Genomic DNA, 21,687 nt, shown 5'->3' on the forward strand with positions numbered 1-21,687 from the left:
CGGGGGCGTACGTCATGATGGAGCCGTGAGCACGACCGACAACACCGACACTACTTCCCGCCGCCGCGGCCGGCGGCCCGCCGGCCAGGACACCCGCACGGCGCTGGTCGAGGCCGCGCGGGCGGTGTTCGCCGAGAACGGCTACGACGGCGCGACGGTGCGCGCGATCGCCACCCGCGCCGGCGTCGACGCGGCGATGGTCAACCACTGGTTCGGCAGCAAGGAAGGCCTGTTCGCGAAGGCCGTGCTCCAGCTCCCGTTCGACCCCCTGGAGCTGCAGGGGGAGATCCGCCGCGGCCCGGACGGCGAGATCGGCGAACGCATCGTCCGCACCTTCCTCACCCGCTGGGACGGCGCGGGCGGCGACGTCTTCCAGGCGCTGGTCCGCAGCATCACCGGCCACGAGCAGGCCGGCCAGGTCCTGCGGAGCTTCTTCCAGAACTTCTTCACCGGGCTGATCACGTCGATCGGCTCGGACCGCATCCCGCTGCGCACGGCGCTCTGCGCGTCCCAGCTGGTCGGCATGGGCATGATCCGGTACGTGGCGAAGTTCGAGCCCCTGGTGGCGGCGGAGGTCGACACCCTCGTGGCGGCGGTGGCGCCGACCGTGCAGCGCTACATCACCGGCGAGATCGACTAGCGGGCGAGCAGCAGCGCGAGCAGCGCCAGCGCGCCCGGCAGCACCTGCACGAACAGGATCCGCTTGCTCGCCGTCGCCGCGCCGTAGAGGCCCGCGACGATGACGCACACCAGGCCGTACAGCTTGAGCTGGAAGCCCGACGGGTCACTCGCGATCAGGCCCCACACCAGCGCGAGCGCCAGGAAGCCGTTGTACAGCCCCTGGTTCGCGGCGAGCGTCTTGCTCTCCTCCGCGAACTCCTTCGTGGTGCCGAAGGCGGCGCGGGCGCGCGGCGTGGTCCAGAGAAACATCTCCAGGACGACGATGTAGACGTGGATCAGGGCGACGAGCCCGACCAGGACGTCGGCGACGATGGTCACGCGTGCTCTTTCTCATCCGCCAGGAGCAGCCGCTCCTCGGTGTCGAAACAGGTGTGCGTGCCGGTGTGACAGGCCGGGCCGGTCTGGTCGACGCGCAGCAGCACCGTATCGCCGTCGCAGTCGATGCGCACCTCGCGAACGTGCTGGTAGTGGCCGGACGTCTCGCCCTTGACCCACAGCTTCCGCCGGCTGCGCGACCAGTAGGTGCCGCGGCGGGTGGCCAGGGTCGCGGCGAGGGCGTCGTCGTTCATCCAGGCCATCATCAGCACGTCGGAGGTGGCGTGCTCGACGACGACCGCGGCGATCAGGCCGTCGGCGTTGCGCTTGAGGCGCGCCGAGACGGCCGCGTCCAGGCTCATGCTTGCGCTCCCAGGATGTGCCGCTTGAGCGGCATCGAGTTCAACAGGACGAACGCGTAGCCGTAGCCCGCGAAGGACAGGCCGGAGAACAGCTTGTTCCACCACAGTTCCGCGGCCAGCAGCAGGAAGGCGTGCAGCAGCGCGAACACCACGGTGACGACCAGGCCGCCGATGCGCGCGCTGCCCATCTTGTGCACGAGCCCGGTCGTCACGACGCCGCCGAGGATGAGCGCGAGCGCGGGCACCCGGTAGATCGCCAGCCCCGCGCCCGCGCCGAGCACCGGGATCAGGTCGAGCAGCGCCCACGCCACCGGCAGCCCGATCAGCAGGGCGGCGGTGACCTTCACCTCGACGGGTGCCTGCCAGGACTTCACCGGACCTCGACCCCGCCTTCGCGCAGCGCGCCCTTGACGTCGCCGATCTCCAGCTGTCCGAAGTGGAACACGCTGGCCGCGAGCACCGCGTCCGCGCCCGTTTTCACGGCGGGCAGGAAGTGCTCGAGCGCGCCCGCTCCCCCGCTGGCGATCACCGGGACCCGCACGGCCTTGCGGACCAGCTCGATGAGCTCGAGGTCGAAGCCGTTCTTGGTGCCGTCGGCGTCCATGGAGTTCAGCAGGATCTCGCCGACGCCGAGCTCTTCGCCGCGCGCGGCCCACTCGACGGCGTCGATCCCGGTGCCGCGGCGGCCGCCGTGCGTGGTGACCTCGAAGCCGGACGCGGTCGGCTCGCCGCCTTCGGGCACGCGGCGCGCGTCGACGGAGAGCACGATGCACTGCGCGCCGAACCGGCGTGAGGCCTCGTGGAGGAACTCCGGCCGGGCGATGGCGGCGGTGTTGATGCTCACCTTGTCCGCGCCGGTGCGCAGGAGCCGGTTGACGTCGTCGTTGCTCCGGACGCCGCCGCCGACGGTGAGCGGGATGAACACCTGCTCGGCGGTGCGGCGGACCACGTCGTAGGTGGTTTCGCGGTCGCCGGAGGACGCCGTGACGTCGAGGAACGTCAGCTCGTCGGCCCCTTCGGCGTCGTAACGCCGGGCCAGCTCGACCGGGTCGCCGGCGTCGCGGAGGCCGGCGAAGTTGACGCCCTTCACGACCCGGCCCGCGTCGACGTCGAGACAGGGGATCACCCGCACCGCGACAGACATGCGCACCAGCGTAGTCAAAGGGGCTCGGAGAGCCTTATTCAGCCGTCGCCCGCCGCATGACTTCCGCGCGGACCCGCGGCCGGCGTTCGGGGCGCGGCGGGCTGACCAGAATAAGGCTCTAAGCTCTGGCAATGGCACGGGCGGGACGGCGGCCGGGACAGACGGAGACGCGCGAGAAGATCCTCGACGCGGCCCGCCACCGGTTCGCCGAGCTGGGCTACGACGGCGCGACGGTCCGCGGGATCGCCGCCGACGCGGGCGTCAACGCGGCACTGTTGCACCACTTCTTCGGCAGCAAGCAGGCCCTCTTCGCGGCGGCGATGAACCTCCCGGTCAACCCGGCGACACTGGTCCCGGCCATCCTCGCGGGCCCGCGCTCGGGGGTGGGCGAACGCCTGGTGCGGGCGTTCCTGGCGGTGTGGGCGGCCCCGGAGGGACGCACACCGTTCCTCGCGATGCTGCGCGCGGCGGCGACGAACGAGCAGGTCGCGCTGATGATGCGCCAGTTCATCGAGCGCACGGTGCTGGCCGAGGTGGCGCGGGCGCTGGCGGTGCCCAGGATCCGGGTGACCGGCGTCGCGGCGCAGATGATGGGCGTCGCGCTGCTGCGGTACGTGATCAAGCTGCCCCCGCTGGCCGAAGCCGGCGACGAGGAGATCGTCGCGCTGCTGGCCCCGGTGGCCCAGTACTACCTGGATTCCCGCGACGGTGTCGAAACGGGCGGGGCGCGTTCGTAGCGGGGGTGAAAGTCCCCCTTACCCGAGGAGCGCCCGATGACCGCCCAGTACACGTTCGACGTCTTCATGAGCCTCGACGGCTTCGGTTCCCACACCGGCGATTGGGGTGGCTACTGGGGCAAGCAGGGCCCCGGGCTGCTCGCGCACCGCCTCGCGCAGTACCGCGAGGACCAGCGGATGGTCTTCGGCGCGCACACCCACCGGGTGAACGCGCGGATGCTGTCGGCCGCGGCGGAGCTCGACCCGTGGGTGGCCCGCCTCCGCACCCTCCCGGCGACGGTGGTGTCCACCACGCTCGACGATCCCCTCGGCTGGCCGGACGCGACGATCGTGGCCGGCGACGCCGCCGAGGTCGTCGCGCGGCTCAAGGCGGAGTCGCCGGTGCCGCTGCGGTCGCACGGGAGCCTGTCGCTGAACCGCGCCCTGCTGGCGGCGGGCCTGGTGGACCGCGTCCAGGTGACGGTGTTCCCGGTGCTCACGGGCCGGACGGGCGTCCGGCCCGTCTTCGAGGGCGTCCCGGACCTCGACCTGGAGCTGCTGGCGACCCGGACCTTCGACGGCGGGACGCAGGAGCTGGTCTACCGGCCGACGCTGCACGGGTGAAGCGGGCATCCGGCGTTCACGTCCCGGACACCCGATTCGTCTAGTTTCCGCGCGTGCGCAGACTTCTTCCGGCGGCCGTGGCCGCCGTCACCCTGCTGTCCGCCGTTCCCGCCTCCGCCGCGTCACCGGACCCCTCGCCGGTGGCCCAGACGCAGGCCTTCGTCGACGATTCCGCCGCGTCCCCGGCCAACGCCGATGCCGACGACCCGGCCATCTGGGTCCACCCGCACGATCCGTCCCGCAGCGTGGTGCTGGGGACGCTCAAGGAGGGCGGGCTCGCCGCGTTCGACCTGGACGCGCGGACGCTCCAGCTGGTCGCCGCGCCGCCCGCGCCGGGGCCCGGCGCCGCTCCCGGGCGGTTCAACAACGTCGACGTCGTCGGCGACCTCGCCGTCGTGAGCGACCGGGGGCGCGACCGGATCCGGGTCTACCGGATCGACCCGGCAGGCGCCGCGGCGGGCGGGCACGTGCTGCGGGACGTCACCGATCCCGCCGCCGCGCCGGTTTTCGCCGCATCGGAGTCCGAAGTGGACAGTCAGCGGACCGCGTACGGCCTCGCCGCGGGACGCGACCCGCGCACCGGCGTCCGGTGGGTGGCGGTGACGCGGCGGCACGAGACGCGCGTGGCGCTGCTGAAGCTGGCCGACCGGCCGGACGGCACCGTCGGCACGGTGCCGCTGGCCACCGTCGACCTGCCGTCGTCGTTCCGGCTGCCGGACGGCACGACGTGGTCGCCCTGCGAGGAACCCGGCGAAGGCCCGCAGCTGGAGGGGTCGGTGTTCGACGGCCGCGTGCTCTACACCGCCCAGGAGGACGTCGGGATCTGGCGGATCCCGCTGACGTCCGCCGGGTTCGGGCGCCCCGAGCTGGTCGACCGGGTGCGCTCCTACGGCGTCCCGCAGCGCTGGGACGCCGCGACCGAGGAGTGCGTCGCCGACGGCGCCGACCCGGGTTTCGGCGGCCGGTGGCTCGAGGCCGACGCCGAAGGGCTGGCGGTCGCGGACGGCACGCTGTTCGCGTCGAGCCAGGGCGACTCCCGGTTCGTCGTGTACGGCCACCGCACGCGCGACCTCCGGATCGTCGCAGGCCGCGGCACCGACTCGGTCGAGCACTCCGACGGCTCGGCGATCACCACCACACCGCTCGGCCGCCGCTACCCGCACGGCCTCCTGGTGGTCCACGACGGCGAGCGCCGCCCGTCGGCGGGCGATCTCCCGACCACGGGCTTCGCCTTCGTGCGCCTCGAAGACGTCCTCCGCGGGTAACACCGGATTTTTCCCGGCACCATTGTCCAGGATTTGTCCCGTTATCGGCCGCGGTGATTCTTTTACCGCGGCCGATAACCCGCAACTGTCCACTGATGGCGGTATCTCCGGCATCGATTCTGCGTAGGTTCACGGCATGCCGCGCCTCCATTCCGCGCTCGTCGTCCTGCTCGTGGCCGCCTCCGTTGTTCCCGTTTTCCCGGCCGCCGCGGCCGACGGGACCGCGACGGGTGCGGTCTGCGACAACCAGCCCGCGCTCCACGCCCAGGCGCCGCCGGGCGCCGTGGCCGTCGACCTGGCCGTCGAAGGTGACCTGAGCGTCAAGACGCAGGCGTCGCCGCCGGGGACCACCTTCTGGCTGCCACCCGGCACGCACCGGCTGGCGCCCGACCAGTACGGGCAGGTCATCCCCAAGGACGGCGACGTCTACCTCGGCGCCCCCGGCGCGGTGCTCGACGGCCGCGGCGTCAACCGGGCCGCGTTCACCCAGCAGGCCAAGGACGTCGTCATCCGCGGCCTCACCATCCAGAACTTCGTCGCGCCCCAGGACCAGGGCGTCGTCAACCACGACTCCGGCGAGCACTGGGTCATCGAGAACACCACCATCCAGCACAACACCGGCGCCGCGCTGATGGCCGGCGCCCGGCAGGTGGTGCGGGCCAGCTGCCTGCGCGACAACGGGCAGTACGGGATGAACGCCTACCGCCCCGACAACGCGATCACCGGGCTGCTCGTCGAGGGCAACGAAATCACCGGCAACAACGTCGACGACTGGGAAACGCGCAACCCCGGCTGCGGCTGCAGCGGCGGAATCAAGTTCTGGGCCGTGAACGGCGCCGACGTCCGCGGCAACTGGATCCACCACAACCACGGCGTCGGCCTGTGGGCGGACACCAATGACAACGATTTCCTGATCGAAGACAACGTCATCGAAGACAATGACGCGGAAGCGATCTTCTACGAGATCAGCTACAACGTCGTGATCCGGCACAACGCCATCCGCCGCAACAATGTGGTGGCGGGCAGCCGGCGCGCCTCCCGCGGCGACAACTTCCCGTCCGCGTCGGTGTACCTCTCCGAATCCGGCGGCGAACCCCGCGTGCCGGCCCGCACCGACGTCATCGACATCTACGGCAACACCTTCGAGGACAACTGGTCCGGCATCACGCTGTGGGAGAACGCCGACCGCTTCTGCAACAGCCCGGCGAACACGTCGACCGCGACCTGCACCAAGCTCGTCGCCGACCGCACCCGGTGCGCGGCACCGGGCATCGAGTCGGCGCCGCTGTACGACGACTGCCGCTGGAAGACCCAGCGGGTGGAGATCCATTCGAACACCTTCCGCTTCGATCCGGCCCGCCCTGGCTGCGCCGGGCTGTGCGGCCGGATGGCCGTGCTGTCGAACTACGGCACCTACCCGGCGTGGTCCCCGTACCGGGGCACGCTGGTGCAGGAGGCGATCACCCACGACCAGGACAACTACTGGTACAGCAACGACTACTTCGGCCCGTGGGCGTTCGTCGCCGGCGACACCTCCCGCACCCTCACCGCGGCGCAGTGGCAGAACGATCCCTGGAACCAGGACGACTGCGCCTCCTTCGACGGCGTGACCCCGAACTGCTGACCGGTCACCAGAAGAAGATCCGGGGGCTCACCCGTGGCGGTGGCGCGATCCGCGGCACCCGGGCGGTCTCCGGGGGCACCGTGAACCGGTCCGGCAGGGTGGAGCTGTACCTCCCCGGGTCGTAGGAGTACGGCAGCCGGAAGTAGTCCGGTGGCGTCAGGCGCAGCGGCGGGATTTCCGGGAACGTCAACCGCAGCCGGCCCGACGGGTCGAGCACCGGGGGCGGCGTCCTGGCCTGGATCACCTCCGTCACCTTCTGGTCGAGCTGCCCCGGCGCCGCCCGCAACGCCGACACCGACGCCTGGAACGCGCGGGCCGCCTCCTCGGCGCGGGGTGCCGCGGCCGCCACCGGACGGCTGACGTCCGTCCGGTCGACCAGGCCCGCCGCCTCGCGGTCGACCGCCGCGGCGAAGTCGCGCGGGCTTCGCACGGCGATCTCGGCCAAGCGGTCGTAGAGCGGGCTCAGCCTGTCCTGCAGGGTCTTGTCGGCCGCCTCGGCGAACGCCTGCACGAGCGGTTCGAGGATCGGGACCGCCTCGGTGACCGGCTTCGTCACCGCCAGGATCCGTTCGGTGGCGACCTTCTCCACCTGCAGGCTCACCTTCTTGCGGCCGTCCGCGACCAGGTCGATCCCCGGCTCGGCCGGGCGGGCACCGACGGCCGCCTCGGCCGCGGCCACCTGCTCGGGCGTGATGCCGGGCGGCGCCTCGCGCGCACCCGCGCCGTCGACCCGCACCTCGGGCGCGAGCGCGTCGGCCCGCTGCCGGCCCAGCGCCTCGGCGCGGAGTGCCTCGTCGACCACGGGCACCGCCACGTCGTAGCCCGACTTGGCCCGCTCGGCGCTGCTGCGCGCGGCTTCGGCCACGCCGGCCAGGTCCGTGCGGCGGACGGCGAGCGCGTCCCGGTACGCCTGCGGCAGCGACGCTTCGACCTTGCCGTACAGCTTCCCCGCCACCCGCTGCGTCAGGTCCGCCTCGATCTTCCGGGTCACGTCGGCGTAGCCCTGCTGGGCGATCTTGAACTTCACCTGCAGGTCGGTGGCCGGTACGCCGAGCTGCATGCCGAACAGCGACAGCGACGCCAGCGTCGCGAGCCCGGCGGCCGCGGGCCCGCTGTACTTCGTGTAGAAGTCGGCGCCCCGGCCGAGCCCCGCCGCCGCGCGCCCCCGCCAGCCGTCGGACCGGCGCGCGAGCAGCAGGCACGTCAGCAGGTAGACGCCGATCAGCGCGGCGAACACCGAGAACTCGCTCAGCTTCAGGTGCTCCGAGAAGAACTTCGACACCGCCTCGAAGAACCGTTGCAGCGAAATGAGCCAGCCCGTGCCGGACGTGTCCGCGAACCACCGCAGGTACGCCGACAGCCCCAGGTACGCCGTCGCGGCCACGCCGACCGGCACGAGGTACAGCACCCCGAACGCGGCCAGGTGGTACTTCAGTCCCGAACCCCCGCCGGCGAACCGCCGCGTGTACCGGCGGCAGCCCGCGACGAGTCCCCAGACCGCCCCCGTGAACAACGCGAACGGACCGATCGCGAACGCGGCCACGAGCACCGCCACGCCGGCCGAAACGGCTGCCGCCTTCCCCCTCGTCATCGCCCCTCCTCCAGGTCGTCTTCCTCCCGGATCCCAGGAAAGCACGGGCCACCGACAGGAATTTCCGGGCGGCCGGACCCCACCGCGGAAACCGGGAACGCACCGGAGTCACCGGCCACCCGGACCGGTGAACACCGAGTCCGTCACCCCCGGCGAACACCCTCCGGCAAGGCGCGCACTGTGACCGCGACCACGCCGGACTGGGCCGAACCGGTGAACTCGCCCCGAAAAAACTTTCCGCCCGCGTGCATCAACCCGGCCCCCTCGCGCGTCCATGGGAAGAACGGAAGGGACGCGTGTGAGCTTCGAAGAGTTCGTCGCGGAGCGGCTGGACGGCCTGCTCCGCTACGCCACCGTCCTGACGAACGACCCGCACCTGGCGCAGGACATCGTCCAGGACGTGCTGCTGCGCGCCCAGCAGCGGTGGGACGGCATCGACGCCCCGCCGTCGTACGTGCGGCGGATGATCACCAACGAATACCTCTCGTGGCGCCGGCGGGCCGTGCGGCGGATGGTGCCGAGCAGCCACGACGTCCTCGACGCGCTCGGCCCGCCCGAAGCCGACCCGGCCACCGCCTACGACGAGCGGGACGCGATGCTCGGCCTGCTCGCCACGCTGCCCCGCAAGCAGCGCGCGGCGATCGTGCTGCGGTACTACGAGAACTACTCCGACGCCGAGATCGCCGCGGTCCTGCGCTGCGGCGCGTCCACCGTGCGCAGCCAGATTTCCCGCGCGCTGGCCACCCTGCGCCAGGCGCCGCACCCCGCGGTACTCACCACCGGAGCTGGAGAATGACCCGCAGCGAGCACGACACCGAGACGCTGATCCGGGAGAGCCTGGACCGGCTCGCCGCCCGCGCCCCGGACGGCCGGGCGGTGCGGGACGCGCTGGCCCGCACCGGGCGCGAGCGGCGGCCGTCGGCGAAGCTGGCACTGGTCGCCGCGGCGGTGGTCGTGCTGGTCGCCGGCATCTTCGTGGGCACGCGGGCGCTCACCACGGCCGACCTCGAGCCGGCTGCGAGCCGTCCGGTGCTCGGCTTCGGCCCCGGCTGGCTGCCGGACGGCTTCACCGAGCAGTACCGCGAAGGCGGCCCCGGCACCGCGCCGCAGGTCCGGCGGTGGTTCGCCGGCCCCGCGGAGGTCACGCTGTCGGTCTACTCGACCGCCGACCCCGAGTGGTCGCAGACCGAGCTGCGGATCGCGGCGATCCGCGACCAGGTCCTGGTGGGCGGCCGCGTCGCCATGGTCACCGGCGACACCGGGACGGCCGCGCTGATCACCTGGCTCGCCGACGCCGACCACGTCCTGACCACGCGCGTGCGCGGGGTCCCGGACGCTCGCGTGGTGGCACTGCGGATCGCCCAGAGCGTCACCGCCGCGCCGGTCGGCGTCCGCGGTGAGCTGCGCTTCGGCCCGCTCCCGGCGGGGCTGACCGAGCGTTCGGCCGCGGTCACGGGCACCGGCCCGGACGACGCGAGCACCGAGCTGACCGCCGTCGACCCGGACCGGCCGTCGGAGCCCGCCGTCCGCGTCACGGCGAGGGCGGTTCCCCCCGACGTCGCCGCCGCCGAGCCCGTCACCGTCCGCGGCGGCCAGGGGTTCGACCTCTCGGGCGCGATCGCCGTCCGGCTGCCGTCCGGGCGCTGGCTGACGGTGTCGGGCCCGCGGCCGGAGAGCGAGCTGATCGCCGTCGCGAACGGCGTCCAGCTCGACCCCGCGCCCGACTACCGCTGGCTCGGCCGGGCTACCAGCTGACCATCGGGAACCAGATGATCCCGAGCCTGCCGAGCACGCGGACGTCCCAGTACAGCAGCGTGAACGTGCCGCCGACGAGCAAGGCGGCGCCGGTCACCGTGGCGATCCGCGCCGGCTTCGCGGCCAGCCAGCGCTGCAGGCGCCCGCCCGTGGCGTAGGTCAGGACCAGGAACAGCACCGCCATGACCACGATGTTGCCGATCGACTGCAGCGCGAACGCGGCGGCGCCGTAGAAGACGTTGTGCTGCTCGGCGGCGCTGCGGAACATGATCCGGAACAGCGGGTACGGCCGCCCGATGAGGAACCCGCCGATGAGCGCGCCCATCAGGACGTGCGGCGCCGCCGGGTGCCGCCGGGTGAACGCGGCGAAGGGGTTGCGGACGATGCCGAGCGCGATCAGGCCCATCAGCACGAAGACCAGGCCGACGACCCCGAACGCGACCATCGACTGGATGCTGCGCGGCGAAAGGCCCTTGACCGTCGCGGTGGAGAACTGCGGCATGCTCGTGCCGACGAGCGCGACGACGACGCCGTAGGCGATCGACACGGTCAGCATGCCCGCGGCGATCCAGCCGAGCGGCTTGAACGGGCTGCGCTTCTCCCCCGCCTGCCCGCCCACCAGCGGCGCGACCGCCCCGAACGCGGCGATGTTGCAGGCGGTGAACGAGCCCGCGAGACCGGAGACGAACGCGAACAGCGTCCCGGCGAGGGCGCCGCTAATCGGCGTCGCCTTCGCGTCGTAGCCGAGGAGGCCGTTGGCGACGCTGTCCCCGATCACGGAGTCGACGAAGGGCGCCGACCAGATGGCCGTCAGCCCGAAGCCGGCGAGGATCGCGACGACGGCGATCACGGCGCGGCGGGCGGGGTACGGCCCCTCTCCGAAGAAGCCTGCTTGGGGATGGACCGGGACCTGCTGTGTGACGGCCATCGACGTTTCCCTCCAGTACGCGGGTGCGACCCGACCGGGAAATCGTCGCAAACCAAGCAGTTGAAGCGCTTCTGCCGTCATGCCCCATCGCATTGCGCCGCCTGTCCCCTTGACGCCCGCTTCTCCTCGCGCGCAGAATTAAACGCATGACTAATTCTGCGCTGGCGGTCACCGGGCTCCACGTCCGGCGCGGTGGCGGGCTCGTGGTGCGGGACGTGGGCTTCGAGGTCCCGCGCGGCGTCGTGACCGGGCTGCTCGGCCCGAGCGGCTGCGGCAAGACCACGCTGATGCGCGCGATCGTCGGCGTCCAGATCGTCGAGAGCGGCACGGTCACCGTCCTCGGCCTGCCCGCCGGCAGCCCGGCGCTGCGGCGGCGGATCGGCTACGCGACGCAGAACCCGGCGATCTACGCCGACCTCACCGTCCGGGAGGCGCTCGAGTACTTCGCCGCCGTGCTGCGCGCGCCGGCGTCCGATGTGGACAGAGTCATCGGCGAAGTCGGGCTGGCCGAGCACGCCGGGAAGCTGGTCGGCGCGCTGTCCGGCGGCCAGCACAGCCGCGCGAACCTCGCCGTCGCGCTCCTCGGCCGTCCGGAGCTGCTGGTGCTCGACGAGCCGACCGTCGGGCTCGACCCGGTGCTGCGCGACGAACTGTGGGCGCTGTTCCGCCGGCTCGCCGACGACGGCGCGACGCTGCTGGTTTCCAGCCACGTCATGGACGAAGCCGCGCGCTGCGACCGGCTCCTGCTGATGCGCGAAGGCGTCCTCCTCGCCGACGAGGCGCCCCTCGCCCTGCGCGAGCGCACCGGCGCGGCCGACCTCGAAGGCGCGTTCCTGAACCTCGTGCGGGCCGCGTCGTGAGCCCCGCGCTGACGCTGGCCACCACCCGGCGCATCCTGACCCAGCTGCGGCACGACCCCCGGACCGTGGTGATGCTGATCCTGGTGCCGACGCTGCTCATGGTGCTGCTGCGGTACGTGTTCAACTCGGCGGCCGTCTTCAGCCGCGTCGCGCCCGCGCTGCTCGGGGTGTTCCCGTTCCTGATCATGTTCCTCATCGCGTCGATCACGACGTTGCGGGAACGGACCACGGCCACCCTCGAGCGCCTGATGACCCTCCCCATCGGACGGCTGGACCTGCTGTTCGGCTACGCGCTGGCGTTCGGCGCGATCGCCGTCGTGCAGGTTTCCCTTGCCGCCGGCGTTTCACTCTGGTGGCTCGGCCTCGACCTGGCCGGTTCCGTCGGGATGCTGCTGGTGATCGCGGTCCTCGACGCGCTGCTCGGCATGGCGCTGGGGCTGTTCGTGAGCGCGTTCGCCCGCACGGAGTTCCAGGCCATCCAGTTCATGCCGGTGTTCGTGCTGCCGCAGATCCTGCTGTGCGGGCTGTTCGTCCCGCGCGACGACATGGGCTGGCTGCTGCGGTGGCTCTCCGACGTGATGCCGCTGTCGTACGCGGTCGAGGCGCTGAGCCGCGTCACCACGGCCGGCACGATCGACGCGGTGATCCTGCGGAACCTCGTGGTCGTCGCGTGCTGCGCGCTGCTCGCCCTGGTCCTCGGCGCGGCGACGCTGCGGCGCCGGACGCCGTGACTACCGTGGTTCCATGGCATCCGAAACGGACCGGCTCGCCGCCGAGCGCTACGTCGTCCTGACCACGTTCCGGCGCGACGGGCGCGCGGTGCAGACCCCGATCTGGGTGGCGGGCGACGCCGGTGAGCTCGTGCTGTGGTCGGAGCGGAAGGCGGGCAAGGTCAAGCGCATCCGCAACAGCGGCCGGGTCGAGGTCCAGGCCTGCGACCTGCGCGGGCAGAAGACGCACGGCGCCGTCGCCACCGGTCAGGCCCGGCTGCTGGACCTCGCCGACACCGAGCGGGTCCGGAAGGCGATCGCGCGCAAGTACGGCCTCGTCGGGCGCGTCACGATGTTCTTCTCCAAGCTGCGCGGCCCGGCCGACCGGACGGTCGGGATCGCGGTCAAGCTGGACGGCTGAAGCCGCGGAACCCGCGCCGCAGGTAGTTCGGCAGCGCGTGCGGGTGGTCGAGCGACGAGGTGTGCAGCCAGACGCGGCGCACGCCCGGCGGCGTCCAGGCGTCGGCGACGACGAGCGTGAGCGCGTACCCGCCGAGCCCCTTGCCGACGAACTCCGGGAGCAGCCCGAACGTGGTGATCTCGACGTCACCGGTGCCCTGCCGCTCGAAGTCGGCGGCGCCGGCGACCTCGCCGCGGTACTCGACGAGCCGGTACCGCCGCGCGGGTTCGGCGAGCCACCGCGCCCAGCCCTCGTCCGACCGGGACGCGCTGGGCCACTGGTACGGCGTGCCGATGCGGACGTGCAGCTCGCGGATCAGCGGCCCGGGCTCGGCGGCCCGCAGCGTGACGCCGTCGACGGGCGGGGCCGGGTTGAGCTGGTCGGCGGCGGTCATTTCGAGCTGGGTGACGATCTCCTCCACCCGCGGCAACCTACGGGGCGGCGACAGCGCTGTCAGCCACTTTTCGGCCCACCGCGGCGACCCGCAGGATCGTCTCGGTGATCCTTTCGTTGTCCTGAAAGGAGGTTATGCCGGCTGCCCGGCGAGCAGGCGGTCCACGAGGGCCTCGACGAGGTCGTGGCGCTGCGCGTCGGTGAACAGCCCCGGCAGCGTCAGCCGTTCCATGATCAGCCAGTTCAGCGCGAGCCACAGCAGGACGACCGTCGTGCCGTCACCGGGCAGGCCGGACTTCGCGTGGTAGCCGACGTTGAAGTCGACGTCCTCGCGGATCCGGCGGGTGAGCACGTCCCGCAGCTCCGGCCGCCGGGTGGCCTCCAGCCGCAGTTCCAGCAGGGCGAGGAACCCGGTGGGGAACGCGGCGACCCGGTCGACGAGCGCGTGCATCAGCTCGGCGACGCGGGCCCGGTCGCGCGTCCCGGTCAGGCCGTCCGCGATGACGGCCTCGTCGACGAGCCGTTCGTAGACGCGTTCGCCGGCGTGCCTGAGGATCTCGTCGCGGTTCGCGAAGTAGTTGGACGCGGTCCCGACGGGGACGCCGGCCTGCTGGTCGACCGCGCGGAAGGTGAGCCCGCGCGCGCCTTCGCGCGCGAGGACGTCGATGGCGGCGTCGAGCAGGGCCGCGCGCCGTTCGGGGTTGCGTCGCACTCCAGGGAAAGTACTACAGCTGGAGTTGTCCCGCGCGGGTCTCCGCTGCGGTTGTTACCGTCCGGCCATGCCGAGGTTGAAAATCGAGGTCACCGTGCCCGAAAGCCACGCCGAGGCCGTGATCGACGCCCTCCACGAGGCGGGCGCGGGCCGGGTCGGCCGCTACGCGCGATGCACCAGCGTGTGGCAGGTGACCGGGACCTGGCTGCCGCTGCCCGGTTCGCAACCGTACGACGGCCGGGCCCGCGCCGTCCAGCAGGCGGTCCGCGCTGCCCACCCGTACGAGGAAGCCGTCATCCGCTTCCTCCCGCTGCACGAACCGTGAGCGTCCGCCCGGTTAGACCTCCGCGACCGCGGCCAGCGCCTCCGGCAGCGTGAACGCGCCCGCGTACAGCGCCTTCCCGACGATCGACCCCTCGACCCCGTCCGAAGCCAGCCCCGCGAGCGCCACCAGGTCGGCCACGCTCGACACGCCGCCCGAAGCGATCACCGGGGCATCCGTGCGCGCCACGACGTCGCGCAGCAGGTCGAGGTTCGGGCCGCGCAGGGTGCCGTCCTTGCTCACGTCCGTCACGACGTAGCGGGACGCGCCGTCGCGGTCGAGGCGCTCCAGGACCTCCCACAGGTCGCCGCCGTCGGAGGTCCAGCCGCGGGCCGAGAGGCGGTGGCCGGCCTCGGTGATCCGCACGTCGAGGCCGATCGCGACGCGGTCGCCGTACTCGCCGATCACGCGCGCGGTCCACGCCGGGTCCTCCAGCGCGGCCGTGCCGAGGTTGACGCGGCGGGCGCCGGTGGCCAGCGCGGCCTTCAGCGACGCGTCGTCGCGGATGCCGCCGGAGAGCTCCACCTGGACGTCGAGCTTGCCGACGACCTCGGCGAGCAGCTCGCGGTTGCTGCCCTTGCCGAACGCGGCGTCGAGGTCGACGAGGTGGATCCACTCGGCGCCGTCGCGCTGCCAGGCGAGCGCCGCCTCCAGCGGGCTGCCGTAGGAGGTCTCGGTGCCGGCCTCGCCCTGGACGAGTCGCACGGCCTGGCCATCGGCCACATCAACGGCGGGAAGCAGCGTGAAAGTCACGCCGGTAACTCTAGGGCGGAGACCCGGGTCACCCGGTCAGAGGGTCGCCAGCCAGTTGCGCAGCAGCCGCGCGCCCGCGTCGCCGGACTTCTCCGGGTGGAACTGGGTGGCCCACAACGGCCCGTTTTCGACCGCCGCGACGAAGTCCTCGCCGTGGTTCGCCCAGGTCACCTTCGGCTCTTGGCCGGCCAGGCCGTCGAGCTCCCACTTGCGGGCGGCGTAGGAGTGCACGAAGTAGAACCGCTCGTCCGGGTCGAGGCCCGCGAACAGCTGCGAGTCCGCGGGCGCGCGCACGGTGTTCCAGCCCATGTGCGGCAGGACGTCGGCGTTGAGCCGGTCGACGACGCCGGGCCACTCCCCCGTGCCCTCGGTCTCCTCGCCGTGCTCGACACCGCGGGAGAAGAGGATCTGCATGCCGACGCAGATCCCGAGCACGGGACGGCCGCCGGCGAGGCGCTTGCCGATGATCCGGTGACCCTTGACCTCCACCAGCCCCGCCATGCAGGCCGAGTACGCGCCGACGCCGGGCACGACCAGGCCGTCGGCCTCGATCGCGGCATGCGGGTCGGCGGTGACCTCGACGTCGGCCCCGGCGCGCGCCACGGCGCGTTCGGCGGAGCGGAGGTTGCCGGAACCGTAGTCGAGGATCACCACACGAGACACGCCACCCAGCGTAGCCGGAGGCCTCGGCGCCGCTCGAACGAATAGCCGCCCTGGGGCGCCGACCGGCCGGAAGAAATCCCGGGCCGCGACGTTTCACCGTCCCGCTGACGGGGTATCAAGTCCCCCGATCGTGTGGGTTCAGCCCGCCCGACCGGACGCCAGGGAGGCGAAGATGGCCGAGGACGACGTGCTGTCGCAGATGCTGAAAGCCTGGCGCGACGACATCGACAGCGTGCCCTTCCCGCAGTTCAGCGAGCTGCTCATCCCCCGCCAGCAGACGCGTTCGCGCGCTTCTTCCCCGGCCTCTGTCGTCCGCGTGACGAACGCCACTCGGAGAACAGACGTCTGACTGTGGTTTCCTGCGAGGGCCGCATCGACGCGTCCCCCGGGAGCCCCCATGAGCAGCGCACCTGATCCGCACGACTTCCTCGACCTCGACGCCGGGCTCGCCGAAGAGGAGCGCGCCATCCGCGACGCCGTGCGCGCGTACGCGAAGGACAACCTGCTCGACCGCGTCGCCGACTGGTACGAAACGGGCGCGCTCCCGGCCGCCGAGCTGGCCAAGGGCTTCGGGTCGCTGGGCCTGCTCGGCATGCACCTGGAGGGCTACGGCTGCGCCGGGACCAGCGCGGTCGCGTACGGCATCGCGTGCCGCGAGCTCGAGGCCGTCGACTCCGGGCTGCGCAGCTTCGTGTCGGTGCAGGGCTCGCTGGCGATGTACGCGATCCACAAGTGGGGCAGCGAGGAGCACCGGCAGGAGTGGCTGCCGCGGATGGCCACCGGCGACGCGCTGGGCTGCTTCGGGCTGACCGAGCCGGACGCGGGCAGCGACCCGGGCTCGATGCGGACGCGCGCGGTGCGCGACGGCTCCGACTGGGTGCTGTCGGGCACGAAGATGTGGATCACCAACGGAACCGTCGCCGACGTCGCGGTCGTCTGGGCGCAGACCGACGAGGGCGTCCGCGGCTTCGTCGTCCCGACGTCGACGCCGGGCTTCACCGCGAACGAGGTCAAGCACAAGCTGTCGCTGCGGGCTTCGCTGACGGCGGAACTGGTGCTCGACGGCGTCCGGCTGCCGGACTCGGCCGCGTTCCCCGAGGTCCGCGGGCTGCGCGGGCCGCTGTCCTGCCTGAACGAAGCCCGCTACGGCATCCTCTTCGGCGTCGTCGGCGCGGCGCGCGCGTGCTACGAAGCCGCGTTGGAGTACACGCTTTCCCGCGAACAGTTCGGCAAGCCGCTGGCCGGGTTCCAGCTGACCCAGCGGAAGCTGGCCGACCTGCTCGTCGAGGTCAACCGCGCCGGGCTGGTGGCGCTGCAGATCGGTCGGCTCAAGGACGCCGGGACGCTGCACCACAACCACGTCAGCTTCGGGAAGCTGGCGAACGTCCGGTCGGCCCTCGACGCGGCGCGCACGGCGCGGTCGATGCTCGGCGCCAACGGGATTTCGCTGGAGTACCCGGTGATGCGGCACATGGCGAACCTCGAGACGGTGCTGACCTACGAAGGCACCGAGGAGATGCACGCGCTGTCACTCGGTCAGGCGATCACGGGGATCCCGGCCTTCCGCTGATCCGGTTTTTGTCGGTGGTGGCCGCTAGCTTCGGCGCCATGACCTTCACCGACCACGAAACCGTCATCGAGCTCCGGCGCTACACCCTGCACCCGGGGCGGCGTGACGAGCTGATCGAGCTGTTCGAGCGCGAGTTCGTCGAGCCGCAGGAGGCTGCGGGCGCGCACTTGTTCGGCCTGTTCCGCGAGCGCGCGTCGCCGGACAAGTTCGTGTGGCTGCGCGGGTTCCGCTCGATGGCCGAGCGCAAAGCCGCCCTGGAGGAGTTCTACTTCGGCCCGGTGTGGAAGGAGCACCGGGAGGCGGCGAACGCGACGATGATCGACTCGGACGACGTCCTGCTGCTGCGCCCGGTCAAGCGCGGGCTTTCCGCGCCACCACCGGGTTCTGGCCTGCACGTGGCGATCTCCCCGCCTGCCCCGGCGCCGGATTCCGCGTTCGCGGCGTTCGAGACCGAGCCGTCCGAGAACACGTTCCCGCGGTTGCCGGTCCGCGCGGACGGCCCGTTTTCGGTGTGGTTCAGCCGGACGCCGCTCGGGGCTGGCGTGGAGCTGGAACTGGAGGCGACCACGCGCTCACTGATCCGCTGAGAGGAGTTCGAGGAGCCCGGCCGGGTAGAGGATCTTGCGGCCATCGCGGAAGTCCGCGACGTCGACCCAGCGCGCGGTGGCGGGGTCGTCGAGGATCTTCATCTCTTCGCGCTCGTAGAAGGCGGGGTCGGTGAACGCGGCGTCGTAGAGGAAGGCGATGTCGTGGCGAGGCCCTCCCCACCAGGTGAAGATGTTCTCGAGCACGCCGACCCGCTCGCGGACGAGGAGTTCGGCGCCGAGCTCCTCGCGGAACTCCCGCGCGAGGGCTTCCTCACCGGTTTCGCCGAACTCGATCCCGCCCCCGAGCGGCCGGCAGAACGACTCGCCCTTGACGTCGTCGCGCCCTTCGAACACGAGCAGCGCGTCGCCGCGCCGGACGAGCCCGAGCGCGATCGGCCTGATCGAAAACCCCATGCACACACGCTATCGACTCGCTACCCCGGGAGGAAATCTTTGATCGACAACGCCAGTGAACCCGCGTCGAGACCGTGGGCCAGGTCGTGGTCCGCGACACCGCCGTAGGTCCGGACTTCGGTGTCCCGGCGGACACCGAGCGACCGCAACCGGTGCGGCACGTCGGACAGCGCCTCCGCGACCCAGTGCGCGGACGTTCCGGCCAGGTACGGCTCGACCAGGACGACCTCCGGTGACGCGGCCAGTGCGGCGGCGCGCAGGCCCGCGGCGTCGAACGGGCGGATCGTCGAGGCGTAGAGCACCGTGACGTCGAGGCCCGCCGTGGCGCGCAGGACGCGGTCCAGCACCGGGCCGACGGCCACGACCACGCCTCGCGAACCTTCGCGCAGGCGCGTGAAACCGACGCCGAGGTGCGGCGACGCGTTCTCCTGGGCCGACAAGCGCAGGTAGATCCGGCCGTCACCGGGGATCGACTCGAGCAGCAGCCGGCGTGCCTCGTCCGGGTGGCCCGGCACGTGCACGGTCCAGCCGGGCAGCGAGTCGATCAGCGCGACGTCGCCCGGGGACTGGTGGGTTCGCCCGGCCGTCGGCATGTCGTAGGAGGCGCCGTAGGAGACCAGGACTCCGCCGGCCTCTTGGTGCGAGAAGTCGAGCTTGATCTGCTCGAAGGCGCGCTCCACGAGGAACGACGGGAACGTGTGCACGATCGGCCGCAGGCCGGCGAGCGCCAGTCCGGCGCCCGCGCTGACCAGCAGCTGCTCGCGGATGCCGACGTTGATCACCCGGTCCGGGTGGCGCTCGGCGGCGCCCGCCAGCTGGGCGGCCGAGATGTCGGCCAGCACGACGGCGACGTCCGGGTCCGCGTCGAGGATCTCTTCGGTGGTGCTCAGGAACGCTTCGCGCATCGACGGCATGTCAGCCCTTCGGTTCGACGACGGCGACCACCGCGAGCGGGCGGCCGGGGTGGGCGGCGGTGAAGGCGTCGTGGAGCGCGTCGTGGTCGCGGCCGGACACCGTGCGGGTCTCCCAGCCTTCGACGGCGAACCGGCGGGCGATCCCGCCCGGCCAGCCGCGCGTCGACGACTGGTTGTCGATTACCACCGCGGTGAGGTTCTCCAGGCCGGCGCGGGCCGCGACGACGATCGCCTCGTGGTTCGAGCCTTCGTCGAGCTCGGCGTCGCCGACGAGCGTCACGACCTTCGGCCCGGTCAAGCCGCGAGCGCGCAGGCCGAGCGCGGTGCCGAGCGCGATCGGGAGGCCGTGGCCGAGCGAGCCGCTGGAGATCTCGACGCCGGGGATCCGGCGCCGGTCCGGGTGGTGGCCGAGCCGCGACACCGGGTCGGACCACGTCGGGAGTTCCGCTTCGGCGAGGAAGCCCTTGGCGGTGAGCACGGCGTAGTACGCCATCGGGCCGTGCCCTTTGGACAACAGGAAGCGGTCGCGGTCGGGCTCGCGGAAGTTTTCGGGCGTGACGTCGAGGACGCGGTCGTAGAGCACCCACAGGACGTCCACAGTGGACTCCGACGCGGCGCTGTGCTTGTCGTCACCGGTCATCAGCGAGATCAGCCGCGGCAGGTCGGCGTAGCCCGGTTCGGTCGCAGTGGTCATCTGCCGACCATGCAACCTCGACTAAACTCGAAGTCAAGGATAGCCTGAGCAGGTGACGAGGCTCGCTGAACATCTCAGCATTGGACAGGTGGCGGAACGCAGCGGGGTGCCGCACACGGCACTGCGGTTCTACGAGGAGAAGGGACTGATCAGCTCGGAGCGCTCGGCGGGCAACCAGCGGCGCTATTCGCGCTCGGTGCTGCGCCGGATCGCGTTCATCCGCGCCGCGCAACGGGTCGGGCTTTCCCTGGAGGACATCAGCTCGGCGCTGGCAACCCTGCCCGAGGACCACGCCCCGACGAAGGCGGACTGGGCGCGGCTGTCGCGCGACTGGCAGCACGAGCTCGACGCGCGAATCGATGCGCTGCAACGCCTTCGCGACCGCTTGACCGGCTGCGTCGGCTGCGGCTGCCTGTCCCTGCGCAGCTGCGCGCTCTACAACAACGACGACGAGCTGGCCCGCTACGGCCCGGGCGCGAGCAAACTGCGCCCGGCGGTCGAGGGCGGCATTTAACCGCTTGCCCCCGGCGGGATCCTGGGGAGGAAATGAACGAAAAGCAGTTGATCCGCATCTCAAAGCGGCTGGCGCGGCACCTCCGCCACGACCCCGCCGCCCTCGGCCTCACCCTCGCCCCGGACGGCTGGGTGGACGTCGAAACCCTCCTCCGCGCCCTGCGCGCGCACGGGTTCGCGATCACCCGTGGACAGCTCGACGAAGTCGTCGAGACGAACAACAAGCGCCGCTTCGCGTTCGACGAAACGGGTACCCGCATCCGCGCGAGCCAGGGCCACAGCGTCACGGTCGACCTCGGCCTGCCGGACGCGATCCCCCCGGCGGTCCTGTACCACGGCACGGTGCCGAAGTTCCTCGACGCGATCTTCCACGAGGGCCTGCGCCCGATGAACCGCCACGCGGTCCACCTCTCGGCTACCACGGACACGGCCCGCACCGTCGCAGCCCGCCACGGAAAGCCGGTCATCCTCCGGGTCGACGCGACGGCGATGGCAGCCGCGGGCCACAAGTTCCAGGTGAGCGCGAACGGCGTCTGGCTCACCGCGACGGTCCCGCCGAGCTACCTCACCCGCCTCGCCTGACCACCACCGCAATCCAGCAGCGCGGCCACCCCCACCGAGCACGAACCGCGCCCGGCTCACCACGACCGTCCCCGAGCGGCCCCACCCGCCTCGCCCGACCGGCACCGCAGCCCGGCAGCGCGGGCCCACCGGCGTCCGACTCACCGCGACTGTCCTACCGAGCTACCTCGCCTGACCACCACCGCAATCCAGCAGCGCGGGCCCACCGGCGTCCGACTCACCACGACTGTCCTACCGAGCTACCTCGCCTGACCACCACCGCAATCCAGCAGCGCGGGCCCACCGGCGTCCGACTCACCACGGCCGTCCCGCCGAGCTACCTCGCCTGACCACCACCGCAATCCCGGCAGCGCGAGCACCCCCACCGAGCACGAACCGCGCCCGGCTCACCGCGACCGCGCCCGAGCTACCTCACCCGTCCCGCCTGACCGGCACCGCAGTCCGGCAGCGCGGGCCCACCGGCGTCCGACTCACCACGGCCGTCCCGCCGAGCTACCTCGCCTGACCACCACCGCAGTCCAGCAGCGCGAGCGCC

At 72.1% G+C, this 21,687-nt stretch carries 29 protein-coding genes; 16 read left to right on the forward strand and 13 right to left on the reverse strand.

What is annotated here, in order from left to right:
* Positions 1-25 precede the first annotated feature (25 nt).
* A complete protein-coding gene (locus tag EIY87_RS06980; RefSeq protein WP_318531879.1) occupies positions 26-640 on the forward strand; it encodes a TetR/AcrR family transcriptional regulator in 615 nt (204 codons plus the stop codon).
* Here the strand turns inward: EIY87_RS06980 and EIY87_RS06985 are convergent.
* Genes EIY87_RS06985 through hisF form a run of 4 tightly spaced genes read right to left on the reverse strand, consistent with a single transcriptional unit; the run spans position 637 to position 2,502 of the window.
* Positions 637-999, reverse strand: a complete 363-nt coding sequence (locus tag EIY87_RS06985; protein WP_125306834.1) for a DUF1304 domain-containing protein — start codon at positions 997-999, stop codon at positions 637-639. The two genes, EIY87_RS06980 and EIY87_RS06985, sit on opposite strands and share 4 nt — an antisense overlap.
* Positions 996-1,358: a phosphoribosyl-AMP cyclohydrolase gene (hisI, locus tag EIY87_RS06990; protein WP_086856549.1), complete on the reverse strand. Its 363-nt coding sequence runs from the start codon at positions 1,356-1,358 to the stop codon at positions 996-998. Before hisI ends, EIY87_RS06985 begins: the two co-directional genes overlap by 4 nt.
* Entirely contained in the window at positions 1,355-1,732 is a 378-nt protein-coding gene (locus EIY87_RS06995; protein ID WP_125306835.1) for a hypothetical protein, read from the reverse strand. The genes hisI and EIY87_RS06995 overlap by 4 nt, the downstream gene beginning before the upstream one ends.
* Positions 1,729-2,502, reverse strand: a complete 774-nt coding sequence (gene hisF / locus EIY87_RS07000) for an imidazole glycerol phosphate synthase subunit HisF (RefSeq protein ID WP_125306836.1) — start codon at positions 2,500-2,502, stop codon at positions 1,729-1,731. The genes EIY87_RS06995 and hisF overlap by 4 nt, the downstream gene beginning before the upstream one ends.
* 131 nt (positions 2,503-2,633) lie before the next feature.
* On the opposite strand from hisF, the gene EIY87_RS07005 reads away from it, so the two are divergent.
* The 4 genes from EIY87_RS07005 to EIY87_RS07020 all read left to right on the forward strand — a co-directional run bounded on the left by EIY87_RS07005 (position 2,634) and on the right by EIY87_RS07020 (position 6,731).
* Positions 2,634-3,239: a TetR/AcrR family transcriptional regulator gene (locus EIY87_RS07005; protein WP_125306837.1), complete on the forward strand. Its 606-nt coding sequence runs from the start codon at positions 2,634-2,636 to the stop codon at positions 3,237-3,239.
* 36 nt (positions 3,240-3,275) lie between these two features.
* Positions 3,276-3,842, forward strand: coding sequence for a dihydrofolate reductase family protein (locus EIY87_RS07010; RefSeq protein ID WP_125306838.1), 567 nt, complete (start codon positions 3,276-3,278; stop codon positions 3,840-3,842).
* 53 nt (positions 3,843-3,895) lie between these two features.
* Positions 3,896-5,107 (forward strand): phytase, encoded by a 1,212-nt coding sequence (locus EIY87_RS07015; RefSeq protein WP_125306839.1) that lies wholly within the window; start codon positions 3,896-3,898, stop codon positions 5,105-5,107.
* Between the two features lie 136 nt (positions 5,108-5,243).
* Entirely contained in the window at positions 5,244-6,731 is a 1,488-nt protein-coding gene (locus EIY87_RS07020; RefSeq protein ID WP_125306840.1) for a right-handed parallel beta-helix repeat-containing protein, read from the forward strand.
* A 4-nt stretch (positions 6,732-6,735) separates the two neighbouring features.
* Here the strand turns inward: EIY87_RS07020 and EIY87_RS07025 are convergent, their stop codons facing one another.
* Positions 6,736-8,322 (reverse strand): hypothetical protein, encoded by a 1,587-nt coding sequence (locus tag EIY87_RS07025; protein ID WP_125306841.1) that lies wholly within the window; start codon positions 8,320-8,322, stop codon positions 6,736-6,738.
* 298 nt (positions 8,323-8,620) lie between these two features.
* On the opposite strand from EIY87_RS07025, the gene EIY87_RS07030 reads away from it, so the two are divergent.
* Both EIY87_RS07030 and EIY87_RS07035 read left to right on the forward strand, forming a co-directional pair.
* Positions 8,621-9,118, forward strand: coding sequence for a SigE family RNA polymerase sigma factor (locus tag EIY87_RS07030; protein WP_086856558.1), 498 nt, complete (start codon positions 8,621-8,623; stop codon positions 9,116-9,118).
* Entirely contained in the window at positions 9,115-10,077 is a 963-nt protein-coding gene (locus EIY87_RS07035) for a hypothetical protein (RefSeq protein ID WP_125306842.1), read from the forward strand. The genes EIY87_RS07030 and EIY87_RS07035 overlap by 4 nt, the downstream gene beginning before the upstream one ends.
* On the opposite strand, the gene EIY87_RS07040 is transcribed toward EIY87_RS07035, so the two are convergent.
* A complete protein-coding gene (locus EIY87_RS07040; RefSeq protein WP_125306843.1) occupies positions 10,067-11,005 on the reverse strand; it encodes a hypothetical protein in 939 nt (312 codons plus the stop codon). The two genes, EIY87_RS07035 and EIY87_RS07040, sit on opposite strands and share 11 nt — an antisense overlap.
* Before the next feature lie 146 nt (positions 11,006-11,151).
* Between EIY87_RS07040 and EIY87_RS07045 the strand changes: the two genes are divergently transcribed.
* The 3 genes from EIY87_RS07045 to EIY87_RS07055 are packed head-to-tail and all read left to right on the forward strand — an operon-like array spanning position 11,152 to position 12,996.
* On the forward strand, positions 11,152-11,865 hold the full coding sequence (locus tag EIY87_RS07045; RefSeq protein WP_125306844.1) for an ABC transporter ATP-binding protein: 714 nt from the start codon (positions 11,152-11,154) through the stop codon (positions 11,863-11,865).
* Positions 11,862-12,596, forward strand: a complete 735-nt coding sequence (locus EIY87_RS07050; protein ID WP_125306845.1) for an ABC transporter permease — start codon at positions 11,862-11,864, stop codon at positions 12,594-12,596. Before EIY87_RS07045 ends, EIY87_RS07050 begins: the two co-directional genes overlap by 4 nt.
* A gap of 13 nt (positions 12,597-12,609) precedes the next feature.
* Positions 12,610-12,996 carry a PPOX class F420-dependent oxidoreductase gene (locus tag EIY87_RS07055; RefSeq protein ID WP_125306846.1) on the forward strand — a complete coding sequence of 129 codons (387 nt, stop codon included), beginning with the start codon at positions 12,610-12,612 and terminating at the stop codon, positions 12,994-12,996.
* Here EIY87_RS07055 and EIY87_RS07060 read toward each other — a convergent pair.
* Entirely contained in the window at positions 12,980-13,456 is a 477-nt protein-coding gene (locus tag EIY87_RS07060; protein WP_125306847.1) for a GNAT family N-acetyltransferase, read from the reverse strand. The genes EIY87_RS07055 and EIY87_RS07060 overlap by 17 nt on opposite strands.
* Before the next feature lie 105 nt (positions 13,457-13,561).
* Positions 13,562-14,140: a TetR/AcrR family transcriptional regulator gene (locus tag EIY87_RS07065; protein WP_125306848.1), complete on the reverse strand. Its 579-nt coding sequence runs from the start codon at positions 14,138-14,140 to the stop codon at positions 13,562-13,564.
* Positions 14,141-14,207: 67 nt separating this feature from the next.
* Here EIY87_RS07065 and EIY87_RS07070 point away from each other — a divergent pair, with 67 nt between their 5' ends.
* Complete coding sequence (locus EIY87_RS07070) at positions 14,208-14,465, forward strand: hypothetical protein (protein WP_125306849.1); 258 nt, start codon at positions 14,208-14,210, stop codon at positions 14,463-14,465.
* Between the two features lie 12 nt (positions 14,466-14,477).
* Here EIY87_RS07070 and priA read toward each other — a convergent pair whose 3' ends face one another.
* Complete coding sequence (priA, locus tag EIY87_RS07075) at positions 14,478-15,215, reverse strand: bifunctional 1-(5-phosphoribosyl)-5-((5-phosphoribosylamino)methylideneamino)imidazole-4-carboxamide isomerase/phosphoribosylanthranilate isomerase PriA (protein ID WP_125306850.1); 738 nt, start codon at positions 15,213-15,215, stop codon at positions 14,478-14,480.
* A 36-nt stretch (positions 15,216-15,251) separates the two neighbouring features.
* Positions 15,252-15,869 (reverse strand): imidazole glycerol phosphate synthase subunit HisH, encoded by a 618-nt coding sequence (gene hisH, locus EIY87_RS07080; RefSeq protein ID WP_125306952.1) that lies wholly within the window; start codon positions 15,867-15,869, stop codon positions 15,252-15,254.
* A 181-nt stretch (positions 15,870-16,050) separates the two neighbouring features.
* On the opposite strand from hisH, the gene EIY87_RS48005 reads away from it, so the two are divergent.
* From EIY87_RS48005 to EIY87_RS07090, 3 genes are read left to right on the forward strand one after another with little or no spacing between them, the layout of a single operon-like run.
* Positions 16,051-16,227, forward strand: a complete 177-nt coding sequence (locus tag EIY87_RS48005) for a hypothetical protein (protein WP_191983987.1) — start codon at positions 16,051-16,053, stop codon at positions 16,225-16,227.
* A 48-nt stretch (positions 16,228-16,275) separates the two neighbouring features.
* Positions 16,276-17,448, forward strand: a complete 1,173-nt coding sequence (locus EIY87_RS07085) for an acyl-CoA dehydrogenase family protein (protein ID WP_125306851.1) — start codon at positions 16,276-16,278, stop codon at positions 17,446-17,448.
* A 38-nt stretch (positions 17,449-17,486) separates the two neighbouring features.
* Complete coding sequence (locus EIY87_RS07090; RefSeq protein ID WP_191983988.1) at positions 17,487-18,035, forward strand: NIPSNAP family protein; 549 nt, start codon at positions 17,487-17,489, stop codon at positions 18,033-18,035.
* Here the strand turns inward: EIY87_RS07090 and EIY87_RS07095 are convergent.
* Genes EIY87_RS07095 through EIY87_RS07105 form a run of 3 tightly spaced genes read right to left on the reverse strand, consistent with a single transcriptional unit; the run spans position 18,021 to position 20,057 of the window.
* Positions 18,021-18,449: an NUDIX hydrolase gene (locus EIY87_RS07095; RefSeq protein ID WP_125306853.1), complete on the reverse strand. Its 429-nt coding sequence runs from the start codon at positions 18,447-18,449 to the stop codon at positions 18,021-18,023. The two genes, EIY87_RS07090 and EIY87_RS07095, sit on opposite strands and share 15 nt — an antisense overlap.
* 20 nt (positions 18,450-18,469) lie before the next feature.
* On the reverse strand, positions 18,470-19,363 hold the full coding sequence (locus EIY87_RS07100) for a transketolase family protein (RefSeq protein ID WP_125306854.1): 894 nt from the start codon (positions 19,361-19,363) through the stop codon (positions 18,470-18,472).
* A 1-nt stretch (position 19,364) separates the two neighbouring features.
* Positions 19,365-20,057, reverse strand: a complete 693-nt coding sequence (locus tag EIY87_RS07105; protein WP_125306855.1) for a thiamine pyrophosphate-dependent enzyme — start codon at positions 20,055-20,057, stop codon at positions 19,365-19,367.
* Positions 20,058-20,109: 52 nt separating this feature from the next.
* Between EIY87_RS07105 and soxR the strand changes: the two genes are divergently transcribed.
* Together soxR and EIY87_RS07115 are read left to right on the forward strand one after the other, a co-directional pair.
* Positions 20,110-20,571: a redox-sensitive transcriptional activator SoxR gene (gene soxR / locus EIY87_RS07110; RefSeq protein ID WP_125306856.1), complete on the forward strand. Its 462-nt coding sequence runs from the start codon at positions 20,110-20,112 to the stop codon at positions 20,569-20,571.
* 32 nt (positions 20,572-20,603) lie between these two features.
* Positions 20,604-21,152 (forward strand): RNA 2'-phosphotransferase, encoded by a 549-nt coding sequence (locus EIY87_RS07115; RefSeq protein WP_191983989.1) that lies wholly within the window; start codon positions 20,604-20,606, stop codon positions 21,150-21,152.
* Positions 21,153-21,687 lie beyond the last annotated feature (535 nt).

This window comes from Amycolatopsis eburnea (assembly GCF_003937945.1).
GTDB classification, from domain to species: Bacteria; Actinomycetota; Actinomycetes; order Mycobacteriales; family Pseudonocardiaceae; genus Amycolatopsis; species Amycolatopsis eburnea.

Coding starts and splice junctions, on each gene's coding strand:
- hisI (WP_086856549.1), bottom strand. CDS start 1,358: ATGAGCCTGGACGCGGCCGTCTCGGCGCGCCTCAAGCGCAACGCCGAC.
- hisF (WP_125306836.1), bottom strand. CDS start 2,502: ATGTCTGTCGCGGTGCGGGTGATCCCCTGTCTCGACGTCGACGCGGGC.
- EIY87_RS07005 (WP_125306837.1), top strand. CDS start 2,634: ATGGCACGGGCGGGACGGCGGCCGGGACAGACGGAGACGCGCGAGAAG.
- EIY87_RS07010 (WP_125306838.1), top strand. CDS start 3,276: ATGACCGCCCAGTACACGTTCGACGTCTTCATGAGCCTCGACGGCTTC.
- EIY87_RS07020 (WP_125306840.1), top strand. CDS start 5,244: ATGCCGCGCCTCCATTCCGCGCTCGTCGTCCTGCTCGTGGCCGCCTCC.
- EIY87_RS07025 (WP_125306841.1), bottom strand. CDS start 8,322: ATGACGAGGGGGAAGGCGGCAGCCGTTTCGGCCGGCGTGGCGGTGCTC.
- EIY87_RS07035 (WP_125306842.1), top strand. CDS start 9,115: ATGACCCGCAGCGAGCACGACACCGAGACGCTGATCCGGGAGAGCCTG.
- EIY87_RS07040 (WP_125306843.1), bottom strand. CDS start 11,005: ATGGCCGTCACACAGCAGGTCCCGGTCCATCCCCAAGCAGGCTTCTTC.
- EIY87_RS07045 (WP_125306844.1), top strand. CDS start 11,152: ATGACTAATTCTGCGCTGGCGGTCACCGGGCTCCACGTCCGGCGCGGT.
- EIY87_RS07055 (WP_125306846.1), top strand. CDS start 12,610: ATGGCATCCGAAACGGACCGGCTCGCCGCCGAGCGCTACGTCGTCCTG.
- EIY87_RS07070 (WP_125306849.1), top strand. CDS start 14,208: ATGCCGAGGTTGAAAATCGAGGTCACCGTGCCCGAAAGCCACGCCGAG.
- EIY87_RS48005 (WP_191983987.1), top strand. CDS start 16,051: ATGGCCGAGGACGACGTGCTGTCGCAGATGCTGAAAGCCTGGCGCGAC.
- EIY87_RS07085 (WP_125306851.1), top strand. CDS start 16,276: ATGAGCAGCGCACCTGATCCGCACGACTTCCTCGACCTCGACGCCGGG.
- EIY87_RS07090 (WP_191983988.1), top strand. CDS start 17,487: ATGACCTTCACCGACCACGAAACCGTCATCGAGCTCCGGCGCTACACC.
- EIY87_RS07095 (WP_125306853.1), bottom strand. CDS start 18,449: ATGGGGTTTTCGATCAGGCCGATCGCGCTCGGGCTCGTCCGGCGCGGC.
- EIY87_RS07100 (WP_125306854.1), bottom strand. CDS start 19,363: ATGCCGTCGATGCGCGAAGCGTTCCTGAGCACCACCGAAGAGATCCTC.
- EIY87_RS07105 (WP_125306855.1), bottom strand. CDS start 20,057: ATGACCACTGCGACCGAACCGGGCTACGCCGACCTGCCGCGGCTGATC.
- EIY87_RS07115 (WP_191983989.1), top strand. CDS start 20,604: ATGAACGAAAAGCAGTTGATCCGCATCTCAAAGCGGCTGGCGCGGCAC.